The sequence below is a fragment of the Methylocaldum sp. 14B genome (assembly GCF_002005105.1).
Classification (GTDB): Bacteria; Pseudomonadota; Gammaproteobacteria; order Methylococcales; family Methylococcaceae; genus Methylocaldum.
The window spans coordinates 17,179-42,773 of the sequence record NZ_MSCV01000027.1; the positions used below are offsets into that span (position 1 = coordinate 17,179).

24 protein-coding genes and 1 tRNA gene are annotated in these 25,595 nt (G+C 57.0%); 10 read left to right on the plus strand and 15 right to left on the minus strand.

Annotation, left to right across the window (positions count from 1 at the left end):
- Positions 1-4: 4 nt before the first annotated feature.
- Positions 5-832, minus strand: coding sequence for a ParA family protein (locus B2A78_RS18115; protein WP_077731440.1), 828 nt, complete (start codon positions 830-832; stop codon positions 5-7).
- Between B2A78_RS18115 and B2A78_RS25740 the strand changes: the two genes are divergently transcribed.
- The 3 genes from B2A78_RS25740 (at position 819) to B2A78_RS18130 (ending at position 3,432) form a co-directional block, all read left to right on the plus strand.
- Positions 819-1,148 (plus strand): hypothetical protein, encoded by a 330-nt coding sequence (locus tag B2A78_RS25740; RefSeq protein WP_143735214.1) that lies wholly within the window; start codon positions 819-821, stop codon positions 1,146-1,148. The genes B2A78_RS18115 and B2A78_RS25740 overlap by 14 nt on opposite strands.
- Positions 1,149-1,159: 11 nt before the next feature.
- Positions 1,160-1,867 (plus strand): S24 family peptidase, encoded by a 708-nt coding sequence (locus tag B2A78_RS18120; protein ID WP_077731441.1) that lies wholly within the window; start codon positions 1,160-1,162, stop codon positions 1,865-1,867.
- A gap of 449 nt (positions 1,868-2,316) precedes the next feature.
- Positions 2,317-3,432: a site-specific integrase gene (locus B2A78_RS18130; protein WP_077731443.1), complete on the plus strand. Its 1,116-nt coding sequence runs from the start codon at positions 2,317-2,319 to the stop codon at positions 3,430-3,432.
- 14 nt (positions 3,433-3,446) lie between these two features.
- On the opposite strand, the gene B2A78_RS18135 is transcribed toward B2A78_RS18130, so the two are convergent.
- From B2A78_RS18135 to B2A78_RS18155, 5 genes are all read right to left on the minus strand, one after another.
- A tRNA-Arg gene (locus B2A78_RS18135) sits at positions 3,447-3,523 on the minus strand.
- Positions 3,524-3,693: 170 nt separating this feature from the next.
- On the minus strand, positions 3,694-7,053 hold the full coding sequence (locus tag B2A78_RS18140; protein WP_077731444.1) for an NAD-glutamate dehydrogenase domain-containing protein: 3,360 nt from the start codon (positions 7,051-7,053) through the stop codon (positions 3,694-3,696).
- Positions 7,054-7,147: 94 nt separating this feature from the next.
- Positions 7,148-7,579, minus strand: coding sequence for an ATP-binding protein (locus B2A78_RS18145; RefSeq protein WP_077731445.1), 432 nt, complete (start codon positions 7,577-7,579; stop codon positions 7,148-7,150).
- Positions 7,580-7,592: 13 nt separating this feature from the next.
- Positions 7,593-7,928, minus strand: a complete 336-nt coding sequence (locus B2A78_RS18150; protein ID WP_077731446.1) for an STAS domain-containing protein — start codon at positions 7,926-7,928, stop codon at positions 7,593-7,595.
- Between the two features lie 265 nt (positions 7,929-8,193).
- On the minus strand, positions 8,194-8,604 hold the full coding sequence (locus B2A78_RS18155; protein ID WP_077731447.1) for a gamma-glutamylcyclotransferase family protein: 411 nt from the start codon (positions 8,602-8,604) through the stop codon (positions 8,194-8,196).
- Positions 8,605-9,044: 440 nt separating this feature from the next.
- Between B2A78_RS18155 and B2A78_RS18160 the strand changes: the two genes are divergently transcribed.
- A complete protein-coding gene (locus B2A78_RS18160; protein ID WP_077731448.1) occupies positions 9,045-9,863 on the plus strand; it encodes a class I SAM-dependent methyltransferase in 819 nt (272 codons plus the stop codon).
- A 474-nt stretch (positions 9,864-10,337) separates the two neighbouring features.
- Here B2A78_RS18160 and B2A78_RS18165 read toward each other — a convergent pair whose 3' ends face one another.
- From B2A78_RS18165 to B2A78_RS18180, 3 genes are all read right to left on the minus strand, one after another.
- Complete coding sequence (locus B2A78_RS18165; protein WP_168175475.1) at positions 10,338-10,820, minus strand: redoxin domain-containing protein; 483 nt, start codon at positions 10,818-10,820, stop codon at positions 10,338-10,340.
- A gap of 41 nt (positions 10,821-10,861) precedes the next feature.
- Entirely contained in the window at positions 10,862-11,935 is a 1,074-nt protein-coding gene (locus B2A78_RS18170) for a sialidase family protein (RefSeq protein ID WP_143735215.1), read from the minus strand.
- An 835-nt stretch (positions 11,936-12,770) separates the two neighbouring features.
- A complete protein-coding gene (locus B2A78_RS18180; RefSeq protein ID WP_077731451.1) occupies positions 12,771-13,142 on the minus strand; it encodes a response regulator in 372 nt (123 codons plus the stop codon).
- A gap of 274 nt (positions 13,143-13,416) precedes the next feature.
- Between B2A78_RS18180 and B2A78_RS18185 the strand changes: the two genes are divergently transcribed.
- The 4 genes from B2A78_RS18185 (at position 13,417) to B2A78_RS18200 (ending at position 16,346) form a co-directional block, all read left to right on the plus strand.
- On the plus strand, positions 13,417-14,571 hold the full coding sequence (locus B2A78_RS18185) for an FAD-dependent oxidoreductase (protein WP_077731452.1): 1,155 nt from the start codon (positions 13,417-13,419) through the stop codon (positions 14,569-14,571).
- Positions 14,572-14,697: 126 nt separating this feature from the next.
- Positions 14,698-15,168 carry an SRPBCC family protein gene (locus B2A78_RS18190; protein WP_205780824.1) on the plus strand — a complete coding sequence of 157 codons (471 nt, stop codon included), beginning with the start codon at positions 14,698-14,700 and terminating at the stop codon, positions 15,166-15,168.
- An 82-nt stretch (positions 15,169-15,250) separates the two neighbouring features.
- The gene (locus tag B2A78_RS18195) at positions 15,251-15,712 is read left to right on the plus strand and encodes a PAS domain-containing protein (RefSeq protein ID WP_077731453.1); all 462 of its coding nucleotides are present in this window, start codon (positions 15,251-15,253) and stop codon (positions 15,710-15,712) included.
- Between the two features lie 151 nt (positions 15,713-15,863).
- Positions 15,864-16,346: a type II toxin-antitoxin system RatA family toxin gene (locus B2A78_RS18200; RefSeq protein ID WP_077731454.1), complete on the plus strand. Its 483-nt coding sequence runs from the start codon at positions 15,864-15,866 to the stop codon at positions 16,344-16,346.
- A gap of 49 nt (positions 16,347-16,395) precedes the next feature.
- On the opposite strand, the gene B2A78_RS18205 is transcribed toward B2A78_RS18200, so the two are convergent.
- Entirely contained in the window at positions 16,396-16,635 is a 240-nt protein-coding gene (locus B2A78_RS18205; protein ID WP_205780825.1) for a hypothetical protein, read from the minus strand.
- A 354-nt stretch (positions 16,636-16,989) separates the two neighbouring features.
- On the opposite strand from B2A78_RS18205, the gene B2A78_RS18210 reads away from it, so the two are divergent.
- Positions 16,990-17,424: a hypothetical protein gene (locus B2A78_RS18210; RefSeq protein WP_077731455.1), complete on the plus strand. Its 435-nt coding sequence runs from the start codon at positions 16,990-16,992 to the stop codon at positions 17,422-17,424.
- Between the two features lie 72 nt (positions 17,425-17,496).
- Here B2A78_RS18210 and ligA read toward each other — a convergent pair whose 3' ends face one another.
- The 3 genes from ligA to smc form a co-directional block, all read right to left on the minus strand.
- Complete coding sequence (gene ligA, locus B2A78_RS18215) at positions 17,497-19,509, minus strand: NAD-dependent DNA ligase LigA (RefSeq protein WP_077731456.1); 2,013 nt, start codon at positions 19,507-19,509, stop codon at positions 17,497-17,499.
- A gap of 2 nt (positions 19,510-19,511) precedes the next feature.
- The gene (locus tag B2A78_RS18220) at positions 19,512-20,249 is read right to left on the minus strand and encodes a cell division protein ZipA C-terminal FtsZ-binding domain-containing protein (RefSeq protein ID WP_077731457.1); all 738 of its coding nucleotides are present in this window, start codon (positions 20,247-20,249) and stop codon (positions 19,512-19,514) included.
- Positions 20,250-20,350: 101 nt separating this feature from the next.
- Complete coding sequence (gene smc / locus B2A78_RS18225; protein WP_077731458.1) at positions 20,351-23,857, minus strand: chromosome segregation protein SMC; 3,507 nt, start codon at positions 23,855-23,857, stop codon at positions 20,351-20,353.
- 213 nt (positions 23,858-24,070) lie between these two features.
- Between smc and queF the strand changes: the two genes are divergently transcribed.
- Positions 24,071-24,460, plus strand: coding sequence for a preQ(1) synthase (queF, locus tag B2A78_RS18230; protein ID WP_077731487.1), 390 nt, complete (start codon positions 24,071-24,073; stop codon positions 24,458-24,460).
- Here queF and B2A78_RS18235 read toward each other — a convergent pair.
- Both B2A78_RS18235 and B2A78_RS18240 read right to left on the minus strand, forming a co-directional pair.
- Positions 24,447-25,151: a class I SAM-dependent methyltransferase gene (locus tag B2A78_RS18235; RefSeq protein WP_077731459.1), complete on the minus strand. Its 705-nt coding sequence runs from the start codon at positions 25,149-25,151 to the stop codon at positions 24,447-24,449. The genes queF and B2A78_RS18235 overlap by 14 nt on opposite strands.
- 9 nt (positions 25,152-25,160) lie before the next feature.
- Positions 25,161-25,556, minus strand: coding sequence for a hypothetical protein (locus tag B2A78_RS18240; RefSeq protein WP_077731460.1), 396 nt, complete (start codon positions 25,554-25,556; stop codon positions 25,161-25,163).
- Positions 25,557-25,595: the final 39 nt, after the last annotated feature.

A 25,595-nucleotide genomic window follows, 5' to 3' on the forward strand; every position in this document is an offset into this window, starting at 1 on the left:
CCTGTCACGCCTTGTTCGGCGGTAACAGCTCGGCGAGCTTCAGATGAGGAAACAGCTCGACCACCAAACTCAGCATCGTATCCAGAGCGGTGGGGGATTGATTTCGGGATTTGCGCTCCAACCGGTGGACCGGTTGCTTGTATGTGGCAGCCTCCCGGTAAACTACCGAGGCCGGAATCACCGCATCCAGAATGGTGATGGCGCCTTTGCTGGGAAGATAGGCTTCGCTGCGCAGCTCTTCAACGATGCGGCGGGCGTCCACCGTGCGGTCCTGTCGGTAAATGACACCGCGCAAAGGACCGATGGGGGCACCGAGGTAAGCCATCGGTTTCAAACGCTCCAGCATGGCTACCGTGCCGCGCACGAATTCGCGGGCGGAAAGAATTTCCGGTGGAATCGGAGATAACAGCAGATCGGCGGCAGCAACCGCTGCATCCTGGAGAGGCCCCACCGCACCCTGGGTATCGATCAGAATGAAATCATAAATTCCGTCGAATCGCGCCAGGATATGTTTCAATCGCACCCGGCCATCCACCGCGTCACGAATCCAATCCCGCAGTTTTCCGTCGGGATCGTCGGAATACACCAAGTCCAGACGATCCAAATCGGTTCGGCTGATGACGGTTTCGGTGCTGGCTGCCACCATCAATTCAGTCAAACCGTGAGGCGCCACCGATGCCAATCGGTAGTAGCTGGACAGAGTAGGCTGAGGATCTGCATCGATCAAAAGGACCTTCTGCCCCAAGTCGGCCAGCAGCGCTCCCAGATTTGCGGTCAAGGTGGTCTTGCCGACGCCCCCTTTGGTACTGGTGATGGTAATGCAGATCGTCATGGAGCCCTCACGCTTATCGTCGGTCTATCCCCATCCGGTATCGTCACGCGATCAGGGGTGCTTGGTTACCGAACTGGTCAATGATTTTTCGCCTTACCGCATCCGGTCGAAGCGCTCGCTGTCCTTTCAAGTGACCAATACGGGGCGTGGTACACTTCGCCTTCTTCCCGGATACTTACTCGGCCTCTTGCACGGACAGGATGGCTTGGGCTCGCCCGGAGGAAATCAACCCAAGAGGCTTGAAAAATACCTAAAAGGTATTCATATTGTCAATAACTATACCGCTGCGACAAATTACCGTAGCGGTCAAAAATAGACCGTTCTGGCATGAGAATTGAAGAGATTAGGCGACAAAATCTGATATGGCTGATCGAGCAGGACTATCAGGGGATCGATGCTAACCTGGCGCGAGCTTTAGCTATTCAAGCGTCGCAGATTTCACGGATCTTTAGCTCCAATCCTGCGCACCGGCGCAATGTTGGACGAAATCTGGCGCAGAAGATCGAGAGGATTACGGGGAAACCGGATGGCTGGATGGATTTGGTTCATGAATTTGTCGACTACGAGGCAGGGATACAACGAACGCGCCACGCGCCGGCTGAAAAGAGACCCCCTCTACCGCACTCGAACGTGGCGACCGTCCCTCCCATCAAGCGGGTGGTCCCCTTGATCGGCTGGAATGAGGCAGGACGCTGGTCCGAGATCAAGGATGGACAACAAGCTCTGGAGAAATACCTCTGCCCCGTCGAGTGCAGCGAACACACGTATGTGCTGCGCGTCACAGGAATCAGCATGGAGCCACGCTTTCGCGATGGCGAATTAATTTTCATCGACCCGGCGGTTCCGCCGGAACACGGCAAATTCGTCATCGTTCGCCTGGAAGCCGACCAGGAGCCCGTGTTTCGACAGCTTATCATCGAAGGTGGCAGACGTTACCTGAAAGCGCTCAACGAAGACTGGCCGGAACGCGTGACAGAGTTGGGGGAGTCTGCCGTCTATTGCGGGGGCGTCATATTCAAAGGCGAGAAGATCTAACCGCCCCTCGGCTTCTGCTGCTCGTTCCTCCTGTCGGAAAATCGGTCTAGAAAAAAGTAACCCACCTTGGTCCTGGCGCCGTTCTCTTGCAACGGCGCACCATTCGCGGAACTCTCCGAAACGAGAAAACCATAATGGCATTTACGTAATATACCATTATGGTATTATCTGGCCCGATCTCATTCATCGAGTCCGAGTTTTCGGAGAGAGTCTACTGTGACGTCCCCACCCGAGCCTCTGTTGTGGAGCATTGACGAGACCGCCCGCCAGATGGGTGGGCTGTCGACCCGCACCATCCGCAGATTGATCGATCGCGGCGAAATTCCGATCGTCAGGATCGGAAGAGCCGTGAGAATCCCCGCCCAGGCTGTCCGTACCTGGATAGAAGACAAAACTCAATCTGTGCATAATGGCCACCGCGCGGGGAATGTGCGACAGGAGATGAGCACATGCGCAAATTCAAAGAAGGTATTTATGAGCGGAAGGACTCGCAGTTCTTCTGGGCTTCGTTCACAGACGCAAGCGGAAAGAGAATTAGGTGTTCTACTGGGATTGTCAGGAGTCGAGGAAGTGAAGGGCGGCGCGAAGCGAACGCGCTCCTGAGTAAATGGAAAACGGAGGTCTACGAGGAAGTCAAGTGGGGACGAAAGCCCGATGGCAATGAGGAATGCGACATTTCCTTTGATGCAGTCCTCTTGGAATATTTCAAAGCGCGGCCTGTTACGTCGAAAGTGAAAAGCACTGCTCGCCATCTTTATCTGGCTTTTCAAGGGCGGAGCATCACGTCGATAGAAGACTTGGAGGTCAAAGCATACATCAGGCAAAGACAAACTCATGGCGCCTCGCCCGCCACCATCAATAAGGAAGTTGGACTGTTTTGTGCGGCGATAAATTACTGTCGGGATGAACTCGGATGGAAAATTCCGAATCCTGCCGCGAAGAAGAAACTTCGAGAGCCCCAAGGTATAACGCGTTGGATAACGCCAGATGAGGCACAACAGCTCATTGCTGCCGCGAGAGACAATCGTCGCGCACCTTGGTTAGTGGACTTCGTCCGCTTGGCGTTGAACACGGGTTGTCGACTCGGCGAAATGCTCTGGTTGACGTGGGATCGCGTTGATTTTCAAAACAACCTGATTTGGCTCGGTGAACAGGACCAGAAGGGTCGTAAGGTCAGCACCGTACCGATTAATCAGGAGGCGAGGGGTGCGCTGCTATCCAGGGCCAATTTCAGGGCCGGCTACTGCCCGGAGAGTCCCTGGGTGTTTTGCCGAAAGGACGGCGAGCGATTGACCACGCTTCGCCGTTCGTTCAAGTCGGCAATAAAGAAGGCAGGGATCAAAAAATTTAGGATTCACGACCAGCGTCACACCTTGGCCAGCTGGTTGGTCATGGACGGCGTACCGTTGTATACCGTTCGAGATGTCCTTAGGCACAGCTCGATCAAGATGACCGAGCGCTATGCTCATCTCAGCCCGGAAAATACCAGGGCTGCGTTGAGCCTCTTGGATCAGTCACGAAATAGTCACGTTGACGGTCGTGAAAGACCATCAAAGCTTGGCTAAGTGATTGATTCGGTTGGCGCCCCGGATACGATTCGAACGTACGACCTTCCCCTTAGGAGGGGGACGCTCTATCCTACTGAGCTACCGGGGCGGAGCGGATTGATTTTGCCGTAAAGGCTTTTAGATCAGGCGGATAGCTTGAAAAAAGCGGCTATAGTGTACCTCTAAGACCCGCCCGAAGGCCAGTAAATTCATATTTTGCCGCGTGATTTCGACTGTATCCTCCCGCAAAGGCGAGGGGAAATCTCTTGGAGCGTCCGGTCAATCGCTGGGATCGTCGCAGGCTTCCCGCAAGGCGTCCAACGCCGTAACCAGGGCAGTGAACGGAATCAGGGAGACTTCCGTAGATTCGTTAAGTTCCCGTCCGAATCGGCGCAGTTTCGCCAGGCGTTGTTGGAGACGCGGTCCGGTGAAAAATGCGGCCGGATCGCGTAATCCGGCGCGCAGCATGGCAAGGCTGAAGCGAACCGAGCCGGACTTCAGCCGTTCCAGTAATGCAGTTTGTACCCGGCGTTCCCAGCGGTTGCGGGGTTTTACGTCATCGAGCCGGGGAATCAGCCGTCTTAAGTCCAGATAGTCGGCGACCGCATCGTTCAGTTCGGCTACCTTTGAAAGCGGCTCGCCCGTGCGGGCGGTCAAGTCGACCAAGGCCGGAAAGTTGTGCAGCCGTTCCATGAGCGCCATGAGACGGGCTTCTTCTACAGTGAAGCCCAAAGCTTCCGAATCCGAGATACGCTGCTCGTAATCCGGGAGCTCGCTCGTTGCGAGACTTTCCGCCAGATAAGCTAGATGCTGTGCCAGGTCCGTGCGCCACAGGGCTACCGATTCGGGACTCGGATGCAGCGCTTTGCCTTTTTGCAGCGCCCACAGGCAGAACGAGTTCAGAAGGCTTTCCAAACGCAGCAAAAGCTCGAGCTGCCGAGCGGCTGCGATTCGATCGTCCAGAGCGCAGATCTTGTAGCGCAACGTACGTCCGTCGAGTACACGGTCGAACAGGAGATAAGCCCTGACGGCTTGATTGAGGAGAGAGGGCTCGAGTTCGTCGACCCAAACCAGAAAGCCCGCGCCGGCCTGGTTGATGAGCGTGTTGCAGATCACCGTGGCGGTGATTTCCTTGGCGAGCGAATGTTCGTCGAGCGCTTCGGCGAAACGCTCCCGTACCGCGGCCGGAAAATAGCCGGCCAGGCAATCCCCGGCCCAGGATGCCGACAGAAACTCGGGGTTATCGAAGAAAGCCCGCTTCAAGGCTAGTTTGGCGTAAGCCATCAATACCGCGAGTTCCGGTCGGGTCAAGGCTTGTTGGGAGCGTGCCGCGATGTCCTTGCGGGACGGAAACGACTCCACCGCCGGGTCGAGCAGTCCAGCGTTGATCAGGCGCGCGGCGGCTTCGAGGAACGGTTCCGCATCCTGTAGGCAGCGTTGGTGGTCCAGCGAGAGACAGAGACTTTGCCAATAATTGTTGGCCAGGACCGAACGGCAAACATCGTCCTTGACTTCCGCCAGCCATCGGTCGCGTTCCTCCCGGTCGGCGATCAATCCTTTGTGTTGCAGAAGATTCATGAGGATCTTGAGATTGACCTCGTGATCGGACAGATCTACTCCGCCCGAGTTATTGACCGCGTCGGTATCGATGCGCCCTCCGCTCAGAGCGTATTCGACACGGGCGAGTTGGGTGAAGCCGAGGTTGGCCCCTTCGCCGACGACTTTCGCCTTGACCTGGTTGGCGTCGACGCGGGTGCTGTCGTTGACTTTGTCGCCGACGTCCTCGTTGGTCTCGGTGCTCGCTTTGACGTAGGTTCCGATGCCGCCGAGCCAGAGCAGATCGACCGGAGCAGTCAGCATTAGCCGGATCAGTTCTTCGCCGTCGACCGTGACGTGGTGCACCCCGAGCCACTCGCGGACGTCCGGAGAAAGTGGAATGTCCTTCGCATCGCGCCGGAACACGCCGCCGCCGGGCGAGATCAAGCCGCGGTCGTAATCGTCCCAGCTGGAGTAGGGAAGATCGAACAGGCGCTTTCGCTCTCGATAGGACTGCGCCGGGTCGGGACTCGGATCGAGGAAGATATGGTTGGCGCTAAAGGCGGCGCGCAGGCAAATCCTGTCGGACAGCAGCATGCCGTTGCCGAACACGTCGCCGTCCATGCTGCCGATGCCGATCACCGTAAACGGTCGGGTGTCGATATCCTGGCCCAATTCGCGGAAGTGCCGTTTCACGCACTCCCAGGCGCCGCGGGCGGTAATGCCGAGCTTCTTGTGGTGATAACCATGCGAGCCGCCGCTGGCGAAGGCGTCTCCGAGCCAGAATCCGTACTCCGATGCGATGATATTGGCGCGATCCGACAGCCGCGCCGTCCCCTTGTCCGCGGCGACCACGAGATAGGGATCGGCATCGTCGTGGGGCACGACCTCGGAGGGGGCCGTCACGACGGTGCCTTGTAGATTGTCGGTCAAGTCCAAGAGCCCGCGAATCAGTGTGGAATACGCTTCCTGGACCAGCCGCTCGCGATCGGCCGGATCCCGCGCCGTCTGCTTGACGATGAATCCGCCCTTGGCCCCGTGCGGAACGATCAAGGAATTCTTGATCATCTGAGTTTGCATCAGATCGAGAATCTCGCTGCGGAAGTCGTCCGGCCGATCCGACCATCGGATGCCGCCGCGAGCCACCTTGGCCCCGCGCAGGTGTATGCCTTCCATCAGCGCCGAATGGACGTAGATTTCGAACAACGGCCTCGGCGCCGGCATGTTGATGATCCCGAGGCTGCTGATTTTGAAGGCGACGAAATGGTCCGGCTGATCCATCCTCCGGTAGAAGTTGGTCCGCAGCGTGGCGTCGATGAGGTTGAACAGATCGCGGAGGATGCGGTCCTCGTTCGAATCTTCCACCTCGTTCAGCGACGAGCCCAGTTCCATGCGGATCGGCAACATGGCTTCGTCCTCGCGCCGGGCGAGATCGATCCAGCGCCTGTCGGGCTTGAAGCGGCTCTCGAAATAGTGAAAAAGCAGCAGGGCCGTTTTGGGATTGTTGAGCAGCGCCTGATGAAAGCGGAAACGGCCGAAACGGCTGCCGAGCTGAAAATAGTAGTTTCGGTAAGCGCGGAAGACGTCGATTTCCTTCCACGAAAGCCCCGTCAGCAGCAGCAAACCGTTGAGGGCATCGTTGTCCGCCCGTGCCGTCAGCAGTGCCATGAAGGCCTCCAGCAACGGCTCTTTGACGGGTATCAGGGAATCGAAACCGTCCGCGGCGGGCTTGACCGAGAAGCTGCGGATATAGATGCGCTGCGATCCGATCTCGCCCCTGAACTGAACCTGATCGACCACCCGTAAGTTCAGGTCCTGGAGGATCGGAATGATCTCGTCCAGGCTCCGCTCGCGCAGCCCGTAAAGCTGAAGGCGATGGAACGGATCGCCGAGTTGCCGGTCGGGTTCCCACAGGTCGACGGCTTCCCGGCCGGTTCGGATGACTTGTTCTACCTTGAATGCGTCACGAGTCGCCAACTGTGGAGGAACGAGCGCGCGGTATTCGGCGGAGAAAGCCTGCTCATAAGGAAACGAGGGGGCGGTTTGGTGGAATTCCCGAGCGGCCTGGTCGAGAAAAATTCTGAAGCTGCGTTCCCAGGGCATAGTCTTTTTCTCCTGCCGAATCGGAATGCCGGTTGTATTCTCGGCTGGGATGGTTAGAGTTTCGCCGCATCCGAGTTCGGCCGATTGATGAGGTCTAGGCCAGCCTCTTGTACATTTCCAACACGTTGCCGTTGTCCGCCTTACGGTAGCTGACCCAATCCATAAATGTACGCATAAAGAAAATGCCCCGGCCGCGTTCGTTCAAGGCATCGAGATTAGGAGGCGGTACGGCATTCAAATCGAAACCCTGACCATGGTCGTATACATAAATCCGGAGATCCTTGTCTCTTATGCGCATGCACACCCTAACGGTCTCGTTCGCGTCGCCCGGTGCCGCATGCTGAATGGCGTTGACCATCGCCTCGGTCAAAACCAGGTTGAGATGATAGGCAAGCGCATCGCGGTCGCCGGTGTAGACATCCAAAGTCTTGGCCACCTGTTCGGCGATATTGCCGATTAAACTCAAATACCGAGTTTGGTTCGGGACCACAATTTCGACGTTGATAATGTCGGTTTCGCCGCCCATCGAAATCTCCTGGCTAGTTGCTGCTCGGTACCTCCCCAAGGCTGGGATAGATATCGAACACCCGGTGCAAGCGGGTAAGCTCGAACATGGATTGTACACGCGGCTGTAGTCCCGCCAGTACGAAGCTGCCGGAACGCAAGGAAGCGTTCTTGTAACCGGACAGCAAAGCGCCCAAGCCTGAGCTGTCGATGAAACGGACGCCCGACAAATCGATAACCAAGCGCGTGTGACCGTCTTCCAAAAGCTTGAGGATGTAATCCTTCAGTTCGCCGGAGTTGTGCGCATCGAGGCGCTCTTCCTTTAGGCTGAGGATGGTCCTGCCGTTACGATTTTCAGTCGAGATATTCATCGTTTGGCTCCAGCATCCGCAATTGTTTCTATAGGACAAGTTGCACGGAGAATAATAACGTGGAATTCATCGGCAAAGACATAGGCGCAAAGTTCTTGTAGGTAAGTTTTCGCGCCGAATACCGGCGCGGCAATCGGGTCGTGTTTCAGCGCCTTGTAATCCGGGGACTTGTGACGATTGCGAGTCGTATCGAGAGCAGATCTTGCAGCAGCTTACCGTTCACATGTTCTTATCGGGCCGGAACTACCGGCGTGAAACGATTGGTTTAATTACTTAGACGGCGGCAATGAGTTAAAAATTCACGGAGCCACGTTTCTTTGAAGTCCTCCAGATTCCAGCTCCGCCGGACGAGCAGCCGGTAATGCGCGGGCGGAACGATATAAACTTCCGCATCGGCTTGAATCCCCGTGCGGGTGACCACGGTCAGGGTTTCGCGCCGATAAAAGTCGTCCTCGAACGCGTCCAGATCTTTAAGCGCGCGTGCCGAGACATCTTCGTAGAGTACACCGTCGGTAAAGCTGCCCGTCTCTCTGCGAAGTCCTGGATAGACCCGGTTGCGAATACGATAGCGGGCAAAACCATGTAACCGGGCCGGTTGCGATGGGAAAACACTGCCGGTGACGGCTCGCATTACCTCCGGAACCTGGAGCGTGCCATAGGCGAAAATCTTGAACATGACGGCAGTATACGTTGAGCAAAGAACGGAAGCTTAACCGGCCGCCGGCCCTGATCCAAGGGACTGCACCCTTGGCCCAATGTCGTTGGAAAAGGAGTCAGGATTTTCTTGTTCGTCTTTGTCTTCGTCCTTCCGGCTCAGTAGGCTTGGTCAATTCCCACTGTGGAGACCGGAATCGCTTAAACAGAAACAGATGACAAAAGCCAGATTTTTACACTGCCCCTTACACGTCCTCACGACCTCCTGTAGCCGTTCCATCCTATTTACTCCTCCCTTCTCAGACTCTTATGAAACCCGACAACTTATCGGCTTGTAACACTCAATCAAGGTTACGCTTGTATCAATACAGGCACATGACTAACATTTTCCACCTCGAAGGTGCAATGGTTTGTGCCGCTTAGGGTGTTATTTCCAGTTGAGCATTACTATAGGAACAACTCATGAACATGAAACCTGAGCTAACGGAACGGCAGCAGAGAGAGCTCGACTATCATCGAGAACATGCGAAGAAACACGGAGCGATTCTTGCCGAGCCGTTTTCGTGGGATGTGCTTCTGAACCCCGGTCGTCGATGGTGGAACGCCTACTGGCAGATGTACGCCTACCTTGTGAGTTGCGATCTCAAGGGCAAGGATGTACTGGTTGTAGGATGCGGCTTCGGAGACGACGCTCTACGGCTCGCCAAACTCGGTGCAAAAGTAAGTGCTTTCGACTTGAGTCCGGACGTGCTCCAGATCGCGAGGACCCTCGCCGCTCGCGAGGGCTTGGAGATCGCCTTCGACGAAATGCCCGCTGAACGAATGAGGTACAAGGACGCCAGTTTTGACTATGTGATTTGCAGAGATATCCTCCACCACGTCAACATCCCCGAAACCATGAGCGAAATTGTTCGCGTGGCAAAGCCAGGGGCTCAGTTCATTGTGAACGAGATTTATTCACATTCTATAACCGAGAAGGTCCGCCGCTCCTCTCTTGTTGAGTCGTTCTTGTATCCGCGCATGCGACGATTGATTTATGGTCCCGAGAAGCCCTATATCACGGAAGATGAACGGAAACTCAATGAAAGCGACCTTGCCGAGATCACCAAGCCTCTGCAGGCGCGGCGTTTTGAGAAGCACTTCAACTTTCTGGTTACGAGAATTATCCCCGATCAATCTGAATTGTTTGCAAAGATCGATCGCATTCTGCTCATTCTATTTAAGCCGATGGCGCCATTTCTGGCCGGCCGGATACTTTTCAGCGCTCAAATCGTAAAGTAGTGCCCCGCCCCCTGCTTGCTGCAATGCCCGACTCGTCGTTCCAGCCGACCGCCTTCGGCGGCCGTTGGTCTCCAACGGGAAAAGGGGCAGTCCATGTGGGCTGGAAGAGTGAAGCAAATCCCGGCAAATCAGGTTTCACTCCCATTGGCCGTTGCGAATCGATGCCCAATCTATTAACCCGGCCTATAAATATAGGCCGGGTTAATCCGGGGCAGGGATGCCCCGGCGCGGCGACAAACGGCGTGAGCCCAGGCCGGGCGTGTACCGGCCTGGGCGGCGGCCCGAAATACCAGGAGGGTATTTACGGGCCTGATTAATAGCAACCGGGAGAGCAAACATAGGCCTTCACAAATGCTTCCCTGATCAATTACCGGGGAGCTAACCCCGACCGGCCTCATCTCCCTCGCTTCGCTCTGCCCAAGGGGAGAGGGGTTTTTGCGACACCTTGCGGGAGAAGGCTTTTTCAGAGATTCCTCAAGGCTTGACCGCGGCGACCCAGGCGTCGATGTGTTCGGTCGTGATCGCGCCGCTGACCGGCAGACGGTTATGGCCCGCATCGTAGAAATAACTGCGGGGCAGCTCGCCGTACCAGGACGAGTCGATCTCGTAGCGCAGCCGCTGCGCATTGGAATCGCTGAAAATCCACGATTCGACCTGCTTCAGCTTGTGTTTCGCCAGCATATCACTCACTTCGCCGGCAAATTCGGCTTCGTCGGTGGAGACCATCACCAGATCCAGCTTCGGATGCTTTTTCATCGAGGCTGCCAGGGCGTCCAAATCTTTCATGCAACTGGCGCAGTCCAGGGACCAGAACATGAGAATGAAAGGTTTTCCCTGGCGGGTTTTCAAGATATCGCTGAGACTGCCGGCCCTGAATGGCTGCGTTTGATTTTCGGCGAATGACGGAGCTGAAAATAGCGTCAGGAACAGGCAAAGCAGAGCGAATAATTTTTTCATATGGGTATTCATAAGAATCGGAAGGGATAAAAGCGGATCGATTAATCGATGCGGATCAGGCGGTAACCCTTGTCTTGGCTATTCCACGATAGAAAAATCGCTTGGCCGTCGGTCAAGAGGAACGGAAAATCGACTTCGGCGTCCGATTCCACCGTTGCGACTGCCTCGGACCATGTTTTTCCGCCATCCCTGGACTGTTTGACCATCGCCCGATTCTTCCGGCCGTCGAACTCGTTCCAGGCGAGAATCACCCGATCGCCCGCGGCCAAGACGTCCGGATGTCCCGGCAATCGGTCGGGATCGCCCAAGGCCATGGGCTCTGAAAAGCTGCGGCCCCGATCGTCGGAATAAGCGTAAAACAGGCCCTGGCGTTTCGTTCCCTGGGTAAACCATGCGACGTGGTAGCGGCCGTCCCGGCCTATGGAAAGTGCCGGTCCATGAACCGGGCACGCTTCGATTTTCCAGCCGTCATTCGTGGCTCGTGTCGCCGCCCACTCGGCACGGCCGTCCTCGGGCTTTAGAAGGCCATGATCGCGGATGTTGCCGGGATAAATGAACCGGGTGATCAAAACCGGCCGCCCATCGGTATCGAAATCGACGGCGAGGCGGCAGCAACTGCAAACGTCGTCCACGATTTTTTGATTGGATTGAAGGGGCTTTCCGTTGGCGCCCAGGACGGTGTGAAAGATGTCGTTGCCCCGTGCTTCGTCGACGCCCTCGCGCTCGTCGTGCCAAAACGCGTGCAAATCGCCGCGGGGATCAACCGCCAGTACGGCCTGAAACGAGTTGGCTGTTCTAGCCATGTCGCTCAAGGGCTCCGGCGCGGTGAAATGCCGCCCCTGATCTTCGGAAATGCTCAAATAGGTGGTCCAAGGCTGCAAGCCGAAGGCCGGGTAAGCGACGTAGATTCGGCCGGCGGGATCGACGGCGATCTGCGGGCAGTATTCGCTTTGCGTCCTGATCGGCACGCGCTCCGGGTTGATTGCTACCGGGGGACTGAAGGTTTTGCCGTAATCGCTGGAAAAATCGACGTAGACGCGGTCGGTGGTGGGCACGACGCGCCACAGCCGTCGGTCGGGGCCGAAAGCCGCCGAGACCGGAAGCTTTATGTCCATGCCGCGATAATGTTCAAATCCGTCCGAAATCGGCTTTGTTCGCGAACCTATGGACGCGCAACCGGACAAGACCGCCACGGACAAAGCCCAGAAACACAGCGAGGCCAGATGATTGCGGACGCCGGAGAAAGACCTCGTCCGAATCGCTCTTCGTTTGAGTCCGATCGACAACACGCTTGAAATCAAACCCCCGGTTCGCAAATTAGCCGCCCCATCTGCACGTAACCCTGGTTCGACCGGCGATGCGGTAACCCGGTTCCGCCGGGTAACCGTTCAACTCGGTCGCGATGAGGGACATCGTACGAAAAGCCATGTTTAAGGTTTCGCTGCCCGCAACAACACCAGCCGGTGAAACATTAAGGAAGCTCTGAACAAGTGGATTCCGGTCATGCCCTTCGGCAGGCTCATCACGAACGGAATCAATACGTTACCGTTCGTCCTGAGCCTGTCGAAGGACTTAATCAGAGATTCCTTAAAGAACTTGGCCGCCGTTATCGAAGTCCTTTGGCTGCAAAGGCCGATGGTCAAAGTTACGGCATGCATTTCTTGCTTCTTGCTCCACGAGTAAAGAAAAACTCTTTGCTTCGGTAAATGTTGAAGTGTGTGTTTTCGCAGATCGCCAAGGCTTTTGTAAAAGGCCGGTCAAATGGGCGGAGCATCACGCAGAAATCGAGCCAAGCATGCCGAACCCGTTGCGCGGCGCAAGGTTGCTTGGCGCTCGGTTCCGAAGCCATCCGTAAAACTGCGGCAAATCACGCAGTCAGGTGTTTGAAATGACGCACACATATTTTCTTGATGTCTCTGACGAGAGAGCGTGGGCTACATCTCGGTAGGGCTATCCGAGCAGGGCGCCCAATTCTTCCGGATCGACCGGCTTTACCAGGTGATGATCGAACCCCGCGGCTTTGGTGAGAGCTCGGTCTTCTTGCTGGCCATAACCGGTTATGGCGATGATCAGCGCTTCGCGCGTCTCCGGACGTTCACGCAGTCTGCGGGCTACTTCGTAGCCGTCCATGCCCGGGAGGCCGATGTCCAACAGCACGGCCTGGGGCCTAAATTCGGATGCCAAATCGAGAGCGGCCGGCCCATCGAGTGCGGTTCGGACGTCATGGCCTTCGAGTTCCAGTAATAAAGCCAAACTTTCGACGGCATCCGTGTTGTCATCGACCACGAGAATACGCTTGGATTTGGTGTCTTGGTCGGTCATACATCAGTTCCTTTTTGTCACAGTTCGGAAATGCCGGGTAACACAATACGATCTAACCGGGGGCTTTCATAGGTCGAGCGACGCGTCTACACAAATAAGACGTGAATAGCCGGAGCAATGGGGAGCCGAACAAAGGGGAATCTTTGTCGGGCCGGCAAGTCTTATGAAGAGCGGGAATTTCCCCGGCAAGGCGGCCAAGATACCGTGCTTCTGGAAATCAGTCCGTCGACCATGGGAAGTTCATACAAGAAGAAACAACAAGAAGAGAACGGATATGTTTTTGCCATTTTATTTCCCCAGTAAGGAAGCGCTCAAGCTCGTCATCATAGGCGGCGGCTATTCAGGGCTGTCGGCGCTGATTACGATCCGTGAATACCGTTCCGACGCCGAGATCGTCTTGATCGATCGCCGGCCTTATCACCTTAAGATTACCCATCTGCACGAAAGTTTTCGCCGTCCTCTGACGGACTTCAAAGTGTCTTTCGCGGCCTTGGAGAAGCGGTTCAATTTTCGCCATGTCATGGCGGATCTGAGATTCGACGATACGGCGTTGAAACAGTGGCAAAGCGACCGGGTCATACCGGTCGGGCAGGAGGAGATCGGGTTCGACTATCTTCTGATCGCCACCGGAGCGGGTTTCAAGAAGCTCGAGAAACCTAGCCGAGTGATCGATCTCGACGATTTCATCGAAAAGCCGGGGCCGGAGGTCCTGCAAGAGAACTTGGCGGCTGCGAACTCTTCCGCTCCGTGGATTACCGCGGTCGGAGGCGGTGCGACCGGCATCCAGTATCTGTTCGAGATCGCCAATTTCGTGCGGGAGCACCGCATTCCCTGTCGGCTTCGTCTGGTGGACTCCGAGCACAGGGTGCTGACGCAGTTCAATGCGAAATTGGGGCAGTATGCGGAGGCTCGAATGGCGGACCTCGGAATCGAGCATGTGACAGGTCGTTTTTTCCGCGCTCAGGAGGCGGATCGTGTCGTGCTCGAGGAGGTTGAGACGGGCGAGCTGTCCGAACTCGATTCCCAGCTGAGCCTGCTTTTCGTCGGCAAGAGCGCCAACATCCGTTTGCACGCCAATTTTTTCGGCCAAGTCGTTGTGGACGGAGACATTTTGGACCGGGTTTTCACCGCCGGCGACTGCTCGTACTATCGCTCATTGGGATCGAACGCCATGACGGCTCAGTCCGCCGTGCGCAAAGGTAAGTTGGCCGCTCGAAACATTCTCAGGCATTCGGGGCTCGTCAAATTGCTGGAGCCGTATCTGCATCGCGATCTGGGCTATCTGGTCAGCCTGGGGCCTCAGGATTCCGTGGGATGGGTGGCGTTGGAACGCAATGTGGTCGGGGGATTTCCCGCAGCGGTCGTGAAAGAAATCGTCGAAGCGCAATACGATCTATTGCTTGCGGGCATCGATACCTATGTGTTGTGACCGGCTGGAGGAAAGGTGGCAAGGCGTATATTTGCGGCGCTGTTGTCAAAGCGTGAGCAGGTGAACTGGATTCATATGGGATATCGGTGCGTCCAATAATGACGCCGGAAAATTCAGGAGGCGCAAATGATGTTTGGCTCAAGTCAGCCCGTAAAAGCCAAGGCGACCACGGTCATCAACAAACCCGTAGAGGAAGTTTTTCATTTTATAAGCGACGAGTTCTTCGAAAATTACCCGAAGTGGTCACCCGAAGTCGTCGAATTGAAACCCTTGTCGGAAGGGCCAATGCGTCTTGGCACTCTGGCGCGGCAGGTTCGAGTCGATCATGGGCACCGGACCGAATCCACGTTCAGGGTGACTGATTATCAACCGAACAAGCGGCTTTGCTTCAGCGGAGTGTCCAGCCCTTTCCGCTGTGTCTATGATTTCGAGCAAAAGAGTACGCAGTCGCCATCCACGCAGGTCGCGTTTACCTTTGAGTTATCGGAGCTCGAGCTGTTCATGCGTCCGTTCGAGAAATTGATTCGAGTCGCCGTGCAGGATGGTGCCGAGCAGACGGTGAAAAATCTAAAAGGCCTCATCGAGGGCCATTCGTGAGTCAAAAGGAATTTGGCGAGGTTTTTCGATCAACAATAAGCGGAAGCGAGAGATTGAAGTGAAGAATTAGGAGGAACCGATTATGGCCTTCATTGTGGAAAAAGATCCGGGACTGATCCCGCAGGTGCTGGCTAAGATTCTTGATTCGTGCGTCAATGGCGTAACGCTGGCCGACCCGGATTTGGACGATATGCCCGTCGTTTATGTCAATAAAGCCTTCGAAGAGATAACGGGATATGACCAGGGAGAGATAGTGGGGAAAAACTGCCGGTTTTTACAGGGAAACGATAGAGATCAGGACGCTCGTACCCAGATCCGCGAAGCGCTGGCGAACGCTCAGCCGGTTGAAGTGACGCTCCGCAATTATCGAAAGAACGGCGAGCTCTTTTATAATCATCTCGCACTCACGCCGCTCTTCGATCGAGACGGGAAGGTGATTTATTATCTCGGGATTCAGTACGATGTGACCAACCAGGTACGGGCCGAGGAAGAGATCAAGCGCCTGAGCGAAAACTTGGAGAATGTCTCTAGGCTGACGAAATAAAAAAGCCGGCGTCTTTGCCGTGTGAAAGACGCATGAGCGATAAGACGGTGTGGTCAAGAAGTTTCCCGGCGCTGTTCGCGTTCGGCCGCAAATGTGCGTGTCGCTAGGCCGACGCCGTAAATGCAGATTATGAGCAAGTTAAGGTTTTGATATGGCGGTTATTTGCACGAGCGTTTGCGTCAACTATACGCCCAAAGAAATGTACGATTTGGTGAACGACGTTCAATCCTATCCCAGCTACCTTCCTTTGTGCAGCAATGTAAAGCTGCATTCAAAAACACCGAATGCCCTCAGGGCTACCATCACGCTGTCGAAAGGCAAGATCAAGTTTTCCTTCACGACGGAAAATTCGATGGAGGACAGCAGGCATATCCGGATGAATCTGGTCGAAGGGCCGTTCAAGCACTTGCGCGGGCATTGGCGTTTTGAGCCGAGTGCGACTGGCGGTTGCGAGGCGACTTTCCGCCTAGATTTCGAGTTTGCCAACGCCTTGCTGGGAATGGCCTTCGGCGGCTTTTTCAAGGAAGTGACCGAGTCCTTTGTCGAAGCTTTCTGCCGTCAGGCGGCCAAGAAATATGGCGAGCGGGAGACTCATCCGCCCGAGGCTCTTCATGGCCATGGAAAGCTCACATAAGAGACAACGGCACCTCGCCGCATGCGCGGTGCAACCCGGTCCTTGAACCTTAACTGCGCGGTCCGGCTGAAAGTCGGCGATCCGGAACCTCGAAGCGGTAAGTTTCGCCGTGACTCAGATATCTCACCCGATCATCGAGACCGGCGGCGGTTACGGCCTTCTTGAAGTCTTCGAGCGGTGATTTGAAAACCCGGTAATCGTTGTAGTGGATAGGAATCGCCTCGCGAGGGTTAACGATTCTTATCGCTTCAATGCCCTCCTTAGCGTCCATCGTGACCAGGATGCTCATAATCCGGGTGCCGCCGAGATGAAACAGTCCCAGATCGATGTCCGGATGGCGAATGGAATTCTTGGCGGTGTCGACATGAGAACGGAACTCGATGAGTGCTAATAATGAAAAGACCTCAACGGGGCTCTTCTTATTTTAAAAAATGCTTGAATATATCGAGTCGAAACTATAATATGACTTCACTGCCGTCGTGTCCCCCTCAAGGCAGTAGCTAGATTCAATACCTCAACGAACTAGCGAAGGAAGACTTATAGGGTCGGCCCGAGCCTCCTCAGCCGACCTTTTTTTTGTGGTTGCAAATCGATTCGCGAAATCCTCTGGTCGAAGGTGCTGATTCGTGGAGGGCAATCAGGCATGATGGGTCGCTTCTCAGTGAAGCTGAATAATTTGCTTTTCTGGATAAAGGCCAAGATGGATGAACGGATGGTCCTGCTCATGGCCGGCTCTATCGTCATAATGCTCTATGGCGACGTCGTTCTGGGTTGGATCGGATCGTTATTGCATTACGCGATCGAGGTATTGGAACTGGGCCTTGAGCACCTGATCGAAGCGACATTTCATGTATCTCAACGCACAGCACAGATCCTGACGGCCTGGACCGGGCTTTTCCTATTCCTGCTGCTCGGCTGGTTCATTTTTCGTAAGACTGTAAGCCTGTTTCGCGAATGGATTGCGCTAAGGTCGGACCGCTTGAATCTACATCAAACCCGAATATCGAACCGGCAAAGACTGGCCATCTGTGCCAGCCTGCTGATCGCCGTCATTCTTGCGATCTACTTTCAGTTCTGATCGAAAGGCGCACGGCGGACCGAGCAAAAATCGACCGTTCGCGGACCGGTTAAACCTGATCCGCCTACGTCCTTAATTTCCTACCAAGTCCAGAAACGCCGCTTCGTCCAATACCTCGACACCGAGTTCCTGGGCCTTAGCCAGTTTCGAGCCGGGATCGGCTCCGGCTATCACGTAGCTGGTGTTCTTGGACACGCTACCGGTGACCTTGCCGCCTAGAGCCTGAAGCCTGGCTTTTGCTTCCTCTCGACTCATGGAGGACAGCGTGCCGGTGATGACGAAGGTTCGGCCCTGGAGCGGTTGCTCGGTTTTTACCTCCGCGACTTCTTCCCAATGCACCCCGGCATCGAGCAGAGCTCGGACCACCCCGACATTGTGCGCTTGCCGGAAGAAGGTATGGATATGATGGGCCACGGAAGGGCCTATGTCGGGAACATTCTGCAGTTCTTCCTCGTCCGCGGCCACGATGTTGTCGAGGGTGCGAAAGTGAGCCGCCAAGGTGTGCGCCGTGACTTCGCCGACTTCCCGAATGCCCAGCGCAAAAAGGAAGCGGGACAGGGTAGTATGCTTGCTCCGTTCCAGCGCATTGATCAGGTTCTCCGCCGATTTTCGCCCCATGCGCTCCAGTGCCGCCAGCTGTTCCGCGGTCAGTCGGTAGAGATCGGCGACCGTCTCGATCAGCTTGTTTTCGAGAATCTGATCGACCAGCTTGTCGCCCAGGCCGTCGATGTCCATGGCGCGGCGCGAGGCGAAATGCTTGATGGATTCCTTGTGCTGCGCGGGGCAAAAGAGGCCGCCGCTGCAACGGGCGATGGCTTCGCCGGGCTCCAATTCCACCTCCGCGCCGCACACGGGGCAGTGGCTAGGCATTTGGAAGACCGGGGCGTCGGCCGGGCGGAGTTCCGGCAGGCTTTTCACCACTTCCGGGATTACGTCGCCGGCGCGCCGGACGACGACGGTATCGCCGGCCCGAATATCCCGCCTGTGCACTTCATCCGCATTGTGCAGCGTCGCATTGGTTACGGTGACGCCGCCGACGAAAACGGGTTCGAGCCGCGCCACCGGGGTCAGGGCGCCGGTGCGTCCCACTTGAACCTCAATGGCGATGACTTTGGTGGTGGCTTCTTCCGCGGGGAATTTATGGGCGATGGCCCAACGCGGCGCGCGAGCGACGAAACCTAATGCGCTCCGGTCCGCCAGACGGTCCACTTTGTAAACCACGCCGTCGATTTCGTAGGGGAGATCGTGCCGCCGGGCCAAGAGGTCCCGATAGTAAGCAAGACAGCCGGCTATGCCTTGGACCACGTGTAGTTCCGGACTGACGGGAATGCCCCAGGACTTGAACCGGTCCATCAACTCTTTCTGGGTATCCGGCAGCTGGTCGCTCGGAAAGATGCCATAGCCGTAAGAAAAGAAGCAGAGGCGGCGTGAGGCGGTAATCTTTGGGTCGAGTTGGCGGAGGCTTCCGGCGGCGGCATTCCGCGGGTTGACGAAGACCTTGTCGCCGTTTTGCCGCGCCCGCTCGTTCAAGGCGAGAAAACCCTTTTTCGGCATGAACACTTCGCCCCGCACTTCGAAGCGTTCCGGCCAGCCGCTGTCCCTGAGCCGCAGCGGAATGTCGCGGATCGTGCGGACATTGTGAGTGATGTCTTCGCCGGTCTGACCGTCGCCGCGCGTGGCCCCGCAAACCAGGACGCCCTTGTCGTAGATGAGGCTGACCGCGAGGCCGTCGAGCTTGGGTTCCACCAAGTAGCCGATGTCGTTGCGTCCGAGCCGCTGGCTCACGCGGCGATGGAAATCCTCGGCGTCCTCGTCGCTGAAGGCGTTGTCCAGCGACAGCATGGGGATTTCGTGGCGTACCGCGGCAAATGCTGCGACCGGCGGAGCGCCGACCCGCTGTGTTGGGGAATCGGGGGTGGCAAGTTCCGGATACTGGTGCTCGATCGCCAAGAGCTCCTGCATCAGGCGGTCGTACTCGGCGTCGGAAATCAGCGGCGAATCGAGCTGATAGTAGCGCAGATTGTGGAATTCGATTTCTTTGCGCAATTCGTCCGCGCGACGTTTAATCTCTTCCGGCGCGTTCACGGCTACTCGTAAGCTTCTTCCAGGCGGTTGCGCATCTGGGCGATTTTTTCCCCGGTCAGCGGACGGCGGGCGTCGTCCCACTCGATCCCGTCCAATCGAACGGCCAGCTCATGGCAAGTGTTGACCAAATCGTCGAACACGCCCAAGGGATCGTCGACCGTGGCGGGTTGAAAGAACAGGACCACGCCGGGGCACTCGAACGACGCCATGTCGTCGACGGGGAAGGTGCCGGGTTTCACGAGGCTGGCCACGCTGAACAGAGGTTTGCGGAATTCGCGGTCATAACGGTGAAAGATGCCCATCTCGCCATGGACCAGGTCGAGGTCCAACAGAGCATTCTTGAGTTCGTCACCCGCAAAAACGAACTCGTCTCCCGCCACCACGCTGAGTTGTATCAGAAACGGGGCGCCCAAAGCGGCGGTTCTGTCCGCTTCTCTCTGCGTTGTTCGCGGCGGTTCCTGCGGCGCCTCGATCACGTCTTCCGCCTCGTCTTCGAAATCGAATTCATTATCGGAAAAATGCCGCTCGTTTCGATTCAGGACGCGAACGCTTTCGAATTCTTCCTCATCGTAATCAGGCGACTCCTTATCGATCGAAGGGTCGAAATCCAGTTCGTCGAACTCGCCGCGCCGTTGTAGAAAATCCAGGACTTTTTGCTTGTGGCGTCCCCAGACATAGATGCCGGCGATGACGATGACGCCGATCACCAGCAGGACCAAACGTACGGTATCTCTATCCATCTCCTTTCCTCAAAGGCACTTGACAGCCTGCAAACAAGGAAGCCGCCAATGGCGGCCAAGTTATCTCGTGCGGAAAACCGGCCCGCACACGGCACAGGAACTCAAACCGCCGACATTTCCACCGCCGCGTCGATATCGACCGCGACGATGCGGGACACGCCGGGTTCTTTCATGGTAACGCCGGCCAGATGCTGGGCGATTTCCATCGTCACTTTGTTATGCGAAATAAACAGGAATTGTACCTTTTCGGACATTTCTTTGACCAACTGGCTGAAACGGCCGACGTTGGCGTCGTCCAGCGGAGCGTCCACTTCATCGAGCAGGCAGAAGGGCGCCGGGTTGAGCTCGAAGATGGCGAACACCAGCGCTACCGCCGTGAGCGCTTTTTCGCCGCCCGATAGCAGGTGGATCGAGCTGTTCCGCTTGCCGGGCGGCCGCGCCATGATGCTGACGCCGGATTCCAGCAAATCGCGTTCGGTGAGGTCCAGGGATGCCTGGCCTCCGCCGAACAGCTTGGGAAACATGCGTTGCAGGCCGGCATTCACCTTGTCGAAGGTCTCTTTGAAGCGGGCTCGGCATTCCCGATCGATTTTCTCGATGGCTTCTCTCAACGTGGTCAGCGATTCGATCAGATCCTGGTGCTGCTGATCGAGAAACTTCATGCGTTCTTCTTGCGCCAGGTATTCTTCCATCGCCGTCAGATTGACCGCGCCGAGCCTGATGATTTCTTCCCCCAGTTCGGCGACTCGCTTCTGCCAGATCTTTTCATCCGCGTCCTCGGGCAATTCGGCTAAAACCGCGTCCGGTTCCGCGCCCAGTTCATCGAATTGCTCCTGCACCGTCTGTCGGCGCACTTCGTTGGCCTGGAGTTCCAGCTTGGTCTGTTCGAGGCGCTGTTTGAGGCCGTCCAAGTCCCTCTGATTACGGACCCGAGCTTGGTCGACGCGGCGAATTTCGGCTTCCAGGTCGCCGACGCGCTTGCGTAAATCCGACAGTGTCCGCTCGACCTCGACGCGCTGCTCCAGCAGTTCTTCCAACCGGGCTTGTTCGTCCTCGACCGGTGTTTCTGCTTCGTTCATCTGTGCGCTGACGGTTTCCAGCCGTCCCAGGGACTGGTCGTACTGATTTTGGGCCCGCTCAAGGTGTTTTCGGGTTAAACCTTCAGCCGACTTCAGGGTTTCGAGACGGGTTTTGAGTTCGTGGACCCGGTCGCGCGCCGCTTTCAAGGACGCATCGGCGTTGCCGAGAACATTTTCCAGCGCCTCCCGCCGGGCGGCATGATCCGCGGTTTTCGGTTCCAGCTCGGCAAGCCGTTCTTCCGCCTCGAGCAAGGCAGTCTTGGCCTCGGCGGTTTCTTCGACGATTTGAGACTGGTGTTCTTCCAGATCGTCCAGCTCGTATTCGAGCTGCCGGAGACGCTTCGCAGCCTGCTCGCAGCGTGCCGTGGCGGCGCTCAACTCGGCCTTGAGACGGGTTTGATCGGCGCCCAAAGTACGCTCCTGAGACTGCAGGCGCTCGCGCTCGTGCTCCGCATCCTTCACTGCTTGATCGGCTTGCGCGAGATCGTGCTCCAGTATCCGGCTTCTTTCGAGCAGGCTGTCGCGCCGGGTCTTGAGTTCCCGCAGGTCGCGCTCCCGCTTGATCATGCCGGCCTTTCCGTCCTCCGGCTTGTGGACGGCCAGCCAGCCCCGGCCGAGGCGGATGCCGTCCGGAGTCACCACCGATTCGTGGTCCGCCAGCCGCTCGCTCAAGGTTTTCGCTGCCGCAAGATTTTCCGCGCAATATACGGCACCGAGCAGCGGACCGAGATCCCAGGGCGATTGCACTTGTCCGATGAGTTTCTCTGCGGCCGGCGTGGCAGCCCCATTCGGCGAGTGGGTTTCAAAGAAGCTCAGCGACTCGCCGGGAAGTTTGTCCAGATGCGGCCAATAGACGGCCGGTCCCTCGACGCACAGGGCTTCGAGATGGCTGCCGAGGACACTTTCGACCGCCGTCTCCCAGCCGGAACGCACGTCCAGGTGTTCGGCCAGGCGCCCGGCACGATCGAGATCGCGTTCGGCCAGCCATGTCCTGACTGCGGCGCGGTCCTTGCCCATGGCGTGCTGTTGCAGCGTTTCCAGCGAGCTGATCTGGCCCTGTATGGCATGCACTTCGGCACGGCCGGCGTTCAGTTCGTCCTGGCAGGCTTTGGCCCGCTGGCGTTCCTGCTGAATTCGTTCGACCAGGCTTTGCAGCTGCTCGTGCAGCGCCGCGCGTTCGGCTTCGAGTTCCGCCAGATCCTGTTGCAGCGCTTCCAGGCCCTCGGTTTGCAGCGTGTCTTCGAGCTCGTCGCGCTCGGTTTCCAGCCGCTCCCGCCGGGACTGGAATTGTCGCTCCTGTTGTTCCAGTTGCTTGAGCCGCGATTTCTGAAGCTCAGCCTGGCCTTTGCAACGGTTGATTTCGCCGCTCAGCGATTCGAAGGCCTGGCGCAGGTTTCTGAGCGCCCGGTCCGATTCGTCTCGGTGTTTGACCGCTTCGATTTCGGCGGCCAAACCCCGATCAAGGTCGGTCTCGACTGACGCGAGCTCTTCCCGCACGGCTTCGAGTTGGTGTCGATCGTTTTCCAGGTCGCGCAGCGCCTGTTCTTTTTCCCCTTGGAGCCGGGTTTGTTCCTGACGCAGGGTTTCGCGCGTCTTGTGCGCGTGCTTGATCGCCTGGTCGAGCCGGCTGACTTCGGAGCCCAGCTCGTAAAAGCGGCCTTGATGCTCGCCGAGTTGGTGTTGCAGCGCTTCGTGCTGGTCTCGATATTGCTCCAGCGTTTCGTTCAAGCCGTTGCCTTCGCTGACCAGTTGTCGGAACAGCTGTTCGGATGTTGCCAGGGACTTTTGATGATCGCGCAGGAGCTCGTCGTATTTGCGCCAGCGGATGGCGAGCAGTTGCTCTCTGTAGCGCCGCTCCTCCTGCTTGAGGCCCGTGTACTTTTCGGCCTTTCTCGCCTGCCGCCGGAGATTGTCCAGTTGTTTCGCCACCTCGTCGCGCAGATCCTGCAGCCGGTCTAGGTTTTCCTGGGTGTGACCCATGCGGAGTTCGGTTTCGTGACGCCTTTCCTTGTACTTCGAAATGCCCGCCGCTTCCTCGATGATCTCCCGCAGTTCGTCGGGCTTGGCTTCGATCAGCCGGGAGATGGTGCCTTGCTCGATGATGGCGTAGCTGCGGGAGCCGAGCCCGGTGCCGAGGAACAGGTCGGTGATGTCCTTGCGGCGGCAGCGGGTGCCGTTCAAGAGGTAGGTCGATTGCCCGTCCCGCGTGACCTGGCGCTTGATGGAAATTTCCGGGTATCTGGCGAATTCGCCCGGCGCCTTGCCTTCGCTGTTGTCGAAGATCAGTTCCACCGAGGCCATGCCCACCGGCTTGCGGGTGCTGGACCCGTTGAAGATCACGTCGGCCATGGTGTCGCCGCGGAGATGCTTGGCCGAGCTCTCGCCCATCACCCAGCGCACCGCGTCGATGATGTTCGATTTGCCGCAGCCGTTCGGTCCGACGATGCCCACCAGATTGCCGGGAAGCGGAATCGGCGTGGGGTCGACGAAGGACTTGAAGCCCGCGAGTTTGATCTTGTCCAGCCGCATCAGAGGGTGTAAATGAGTTTTGCAGTACGAGACGACAGCAGGAAAATGATGGTGGGCGCGATGGCGGGCAAGTCCGTTAGTCTGGTTTGTAATGGAACCGGGCGCTATTATAGCGGACTAAGTCACGGCGTCATTCCGTACTTGTTTATGTCCTGTCTGTGTTCCGCCACTACTGCGCATCGCGCATTTCTGAAGATCCTTTACCGTTCTCCTATGCCATCAATACCTAGCAAAGACCTCGAAACCTTCGATAATCCGCAACCCGGCCGCAATTACACTATCCGCATCGAGATTCCGGAGTTTACCTGCTTGTGCCCCAAAACCGGCCAGCCGGACTTCGCCACCATTCTGATCGAGTACGTGCCGAACCGATCGTGCGTGGAGCTCAAATCGCTCAAGCTTTATATCTGGTCTTTCCGCGAGGAGGGCGCGTTCCACGAAGCGGTGACCAATCGAATTCTCGATGATCTCGTCAGTGCCTGCGCTCCGAACTTCATGCGCGTGACCGCCCGCTTCAATGTACGTGGAGGTATCTACACCACGGTTGTCGCCGAGCACCGCGATCCGGCGTGGGAGCCGCCGCGGCTGGTCAATCTGCCGTAAGCGACGGATTGCGGCGCCGGGCGATGAAAAGCACGTTGGCAAACGGCGTGCCTTCGCTCATCGGAACGGTCTCCACGAAAAATCCCAAGGCTTCGAGCAAGCCTTTCCATTCCGTCTCGCTGCGGTAATGATAGCGTTGCCGAACATGGCCCCGCGCCAGCGCGCACAGCCGCTCTGCGGTTCGGGTGGCTTGAAAACTTAGGCCTGAACCGGCATCCGCCTCCCGCATGACCAGCGCACCGCCATCGGGCAGTACGTCCGCTATTCGCTCGAGCAGCGCCTCCTGTTCGTCCGCCGCGAGATAAAGCAGAAGGTCCAGCAGGACAGCCGCTCGGCAGGCGGGCAAGGCTGCCGAGCGCACGTCGGCGACGGCGATTTCCGCCTCGTCGCCCAAGGCCAGCCTGGCGGCGGCTACGTCGTTCGGACGCAGATCGATGCCGAAAAATTGCGCGTTGCTCAGCGGAATCAGATCGAGTCTCCGAGCTTCCGACAATAGGCTCATGAGAATGCCTCTCCCGCAGCCGAGATCGAGAATCGCGCCGCTTCGGGGAAGCCAATCGGGATTGGAAAGGAGATAGGCGTACACGGGATCGTGCCGCAGCTTGCCGCGCACGAATCCTTCGGTGAAGCGGCCCGCCGCCCGATAGCGGCGGGCGGTTTGTTCGGCCAAATGGCCGAAATCGACGATCACTGCGCGTTTTTAAATGCTCAACAGCTCGCGCTTGATGGCATTATCGAAATTCTGAATCCAGCCGTTGTAATTGCTGTGAATCTTGGTGCCGTCGTAGTTCAGGTTGTTGCTGTTCTTGTAGCGGATATTGTATTTGTCCTTGCTGTAGGTGATGTCCACTTCCGCCATATGGGAGCGGATGAACAGCGTTCCGATGAGCTGTCCCGGCTTTACTTTTCTGACCTGCCAGCCGAGTCCGGCACCTGCCCGAATGATGGCTTTCTCGACGTCCTCGGCGGTATAAGGCTTGTTGCCCGTCACCATGACCGGCGCGTCGTAGACGTTGTATACCGGAGAAGTCCGGCAACCGGCCAGGAGAACGAAAGCGGCGACGAATAAGGCGACGAGTACGGGTTTGAGTCTCATTGTTTTTTCTCTTTTTGTTGGTTGACGGAAAATCCCAAG